Below are 4,462 nucleotides of genomic sequence, written 5' to 3'. Positions count from 1 at the left end.
TTATTTATTTTAACTTAAGTAAACTTAAATGTCAAGATTTTTTTCAACGTTTTTGTGGAGCGGGTAGTGGGAATCGAACCCACCTTTCCAGCTTGGAAGGCTGGAGTATTACCGATATACGATACCTGCATATTTTATGTTTTAATGGAGCGGGTAGTGGGAATCGAACCCACCTTTTCAGCTTGGAAGGCTGGAGTATTACCGATATACGATACCCGCAAGCAATTTACGAATTTATTATATTCCATAATATATAGCCTGTCAACATTTTTTTATATACTCTGCTACTTTTTATAGCAGAGTATATTATCTTACTAAATCTATCTATTAAATATTATATCTCTTATAATAAAAACATCATCTTTATCTACTTTACCATCTTCATTTAAATCATACTGCTTTGCTATATTCCAATCTGATGATTCTATATTTTTGCCTATATTAGATGAAACTAATGAAATATCCTTTGTGTCTATTTTTCCGTCCCTATTTACATCACCTAATTCAGTTGTAATTACACTGCCATTAAGCTCATTTAAGCTTTCATTAATATTAGTAATTATCTTTGTTATATTAGCTATGCTACTATTTAAAGCTAATTCTGATTCTGCAGTCTTAAGCTCTCTTAATACCTTGTCCTTTCCACCTGGCAGATAATCACCTGGCATATATCCTTCATTTATTGTATTTAAATGTTCCTTTGTTTCATTAACTAAATTATTTAACTCTACTTTTAACTCATCCAGATTATCACCTGGATTACTAATGTTAAATCTACCTATTAAGCTTGAACCACTATATAATCCAATATCCTTTAAAATCTTTCTAGCAATTTCTAAATTACCTCTATGATTTGGAACATAATCCTCACTCATCCAAGATTGAACTAAGTAATCTTGGTTTTCACTTAGTTTATTCCAATAATCATAATGATCTATTACGGCAAACCCTCTTTCTGCTCCTACTTTTCTTACTATATTCACATACTCTTCTATATTATTTTCTTTAATTGTAGGAGTTTGCATAACAGGTAATGCTCCTATTTCTTCAATTTTATCTGCTAATAAGTTAAGATTAACTTCAAAATCCTCTGGGGATATATTTTCATTTCCTCCAACCATTAAAAAAACAGCCTTAGGTCCATGAAGCTTTACCCATCTATCAAAATTATTTAAAATATCTGTAGTAGTTGATCCATTTACACCTGAATTAATAAAGTATTTTGTCCTTCCTTCAAAACCATATCCATAGTCAGCTCTAATTCTTTCTTCTAGATATTCAACATAATTTCTATATCCATAAGTAGTAACCTTTCCCGCTGTTGACTCATCGCCTACAAATACAGTTCTCTTCCCTTCTCCCCCTGAAAATATTCCAGCTATTGAATCTGTATTTTGGACTTGATTTTCAGTTAAAATTTCTATTATTTCATATACCTCAAGAGGCTTATCATAAATATCTATATAAGATAATGCTCCATAATAATTCCATTTTCCTAGTTCTTGGTTATTTTTATTTCTACCTATATTTACTGAATCTGGTGTTTCTACATCACTAAAGAATCCACTTATATTTTCAGTGTGAATCTTAATTCCGTCTACATAAATAACTATTTTGTCTTCTAAAACATTAACAGCTAAAGTATGCCAATTACCATCATTATATCCTTGTGAATTCGTATTAATATTAACTTTTATTGAACCATTATTTCTTACTGAAAAATGTATTTTCCCATTTTCATTTATAGCTAAGGTTACCCCACTATCTGCATCCTTTGAATCTGTCATACTAAATATGGTTTGAGCTGCTCTTGGATTTTCTACATTAAATCTTGCTACTATAGTTCCTGTTGATAAATCCTTTATACTATTAATATCATCTGTTTTATCAATATAATCACTACCAATAAACTGCCTATTAACCTTATAACTTACCTTTGGTTCTTTATTATCTAATCCCTTATAATCTGGGTAATAAGCAGATTTTTCAATATATCTCCCATTATCCCCTTCTACCTTTATTGGATATGATAAATTTGCTGTATAACTATCTTCCGTATTAAGTCCTAATTCCTCAAACATAAGCCTAGCCATTTCTAAATGCCCTACTTGATTTGGATGAATCCAGTCATTAAACCATCTATTACTTACGTCCCCACTACTTTTTTCTCTTTCTTCCCAATACTTATAATGATCTATAACTATTATTTTTTCTTCAGTTGCAACCTTTCTCGCTACATCTAAATATTCATTTAACCTATCTCTTCTTTGTCCACTACTAGTCCAACTAGGTGCTGGCAATACATAGTTTGGAGTTTGTAAAATTGGTACGGCTCCAATATCTCTTATTTTCCTAACTATTTCTCTTAAATTAGATTCATATTGTTCAATTGTTATATTTGTATCTGTAGCACAATCGTTCATTCCTATCATTAAAGATACTATTTCAGGATTATAAAGCCCTATCCATGTATCAAATCCATTTAATACCTCTCTAGTTGTGCAAGCTGAATTACCTGTATTAATTACGAATTTTTCACTTACTATATTTCTATTTATATTTTCTCCTCTAAGCCTTTCATTAAAATGCTCTGAGTAACTTCTATAATTATTTGTATGAACTAATCCATGTGTAATACTATCTCCAGCAAAAACCATATTAAAGCCTTTATCCCCCTGAATTAACTCTACTGCCTTTTTATAATCATCAAGTTCCTTATTTTTAGAATACTTTTCTACAAAATCCTTTTCATTAGATATACTATTTTCATAGCTTGTACTGTTAAAACTTTCTACTTCAGTGCTATTTAAATTATTTGAATCTATATTAGTTCTAGCATTTATATTACTTTGAAAACATGTAGAGATAATAACACTAGCCATTAATACTGCTATTAAATTCTTTTTCATTTTTATACCCCCCAAATATTAATCTTTATTATTTTGCTGTTCTAATATTTATTGATACTGGCTTAGATTTATATCCATTATTATCTACCACCACTACTTTAAATCCATATATTGTATTACTTTTTAAATCATTAATTTTATAAGATAAGTCCTTAGTTTTTGAAATTTCCTTACCATCTTTATAAATAATAAACTCCTTATTATCTAAGGTATTTTCATAATTCCATGATAATTTAATAGACTCCTTATCTACCTCTAAAGCCTTTAAATTAGTTACCTTATTTAGAACACTTCCTGCTTCTTCATCATAAACCTTTATAGATTTTTCCTGCATTTTTACATTATATAAATTTCCTTTTGAATCTCCAAACTCACCAAAGCCTAAAGAAATATCAGATTTTTCACTAACTTTTTTTGACTTTAATACTATGTTTATAAAATCTTCATTTAAAGGCAAATCACTTCCATCTAAAGATGCTATAAGTATTTCTACTTCTCCATTCTTTTTAGATATACCGTCAACCATTATTTCTTCTTTTAAGCTTTCAACCTTTACTAAATCAAATATTTCTGAATCAAAATTAACTTTTAGAGTTCCTCCAAATAGGCTTATTTCTTTAGCCATTTCATATAAACCTAATGATAAGCTTATATCCTCTTGAATCTTTACTGAATCCTTTCCACTTATTTTTAAGCTTCCTATTTCTTCATCCTCTTGTTTTACACTTTTGTACACGTTTATTTCAGCAGCAGATCCAAGGTTATTTACACCTTCAAGAACTACAAATCTAACATGGGTTGCTTGTACATCCTCAAAATTTATAACCTTTAGTATTGCATCACTTCTTAAACTTCCTGTTTTAACTGTTTTAAACTCTATACCATCAGTACTAACTTGAATTTGATACTTTGTTATTGTTCCATTATTAGCACCATCTTGTCTTGGTAAATAGGTAAACTTATTTATAACATAACTCCCCCCCAAATCTAATGTTAAAGATTGGGGCACTTTATCTGGAACTCCAGACCATTTAGTATGCCATATAGTCCTTTCATTTCCATCTATAGCAAATGTAGCTAACCCCTCTGTTCCTATATTAGGATGCTCACTACTTGCTGTTATCTTCATTTGTGATTGTGGAATTAAAGCACTACCTACCTCGCTAGCAAATACATTTACATTACCTAAATTACTAAATGCTATAGTCATAGATAAAAAAGAAATCCTTGCTAAAATAATTTTTTTCTTCATTTAAATCCCCCTACGTATATATTTTTTTATATAAACTAAAATTAAAATAATTTTTAATATTTGAAATAGTTTACATATAAGTAAATTATTTCATATTGTTTTCATTTTTTCAAATATTTTTATATAATAATTTTCACTATTTTAAATTACCTATTTATTTTCTAATCGAGTAGGAGGTAGATAATTATTTTATCTACCGACCTCTCACACCACCGTACGTACCGTTCGGTATACGGCGGTTCATTAGAATTTAATGCATCATTTGATATGTTTGTGTTAGATTAACAAATCCTAGTGATTC

Annotated in this window: 2 protein-coding genes and 2 tRNA genes; all 4 read right to left on the bottom strand. The window is 29.3% G+C overall.

The annotated features are described in order from the left end of the window. Nucleotides 1-55 precede the first annotated feature (55 nt). The 4 genes from ACRDBA_RS04865 to ACRDBA_RS04850 all read right to left on the bottom strand — a co-directional run bounded on the left by ACRDBA_RS04865 (nucleotide 56) and on the right by ACRDBA_RS04850 (nucleotide 4,161). Nucleotides 56-129, bottom strand: a tRNA-Gly gene (locus tag ACRDBA_RS04865). Between the two features lie 16 nt (nucleotides 130-145). Next, nucleotides 146-219 (bottom strand) — tRNA-Gly (locus tag ACRDBA_RS04860). Between the two features lie 101 nt (nucleotides 220-320). Continuing rightward, the gene (locus ACRDBA_RS04855) at nucleotides 321-2,909 is read right to left on the bottom strand and encodes a GDSL-type esterase/lipase family protein (RefSeq protein ID WP_438571796.1); all 2,589 of its coding nucleotides are present in this window, start codon (nucleotides 2,907-2,909) and stop codon (nucleotides 321-323) included. 28 nt (nucleotides 2,910-2,937) lie between these two features. Then, on the bottom strand, nucleotides 2,938-4,161 hold the full coding sequence (locus ACRDBA_RS04850) for a discoidin domain-containing protein (RefSeq protein WP_438571795.1): 1,224 nt from the start codon (nucleotides 4,159-4,161) through the stop codon (nucleotides 2,938-2,940). Nucleotides 4,162-4,462 lie beyond the last annotated feature (301 nt).

Source organism: Clostridium sp. (assembly GCF_051654825.1).
Lineage (GTDB): Bacteria > Bacillota > Clostridia > Clostridiales > Clostridiaceae > Clostridium.
This window is presented reverse-complemented; position numbering and strand designations above follow the sequence as displayed.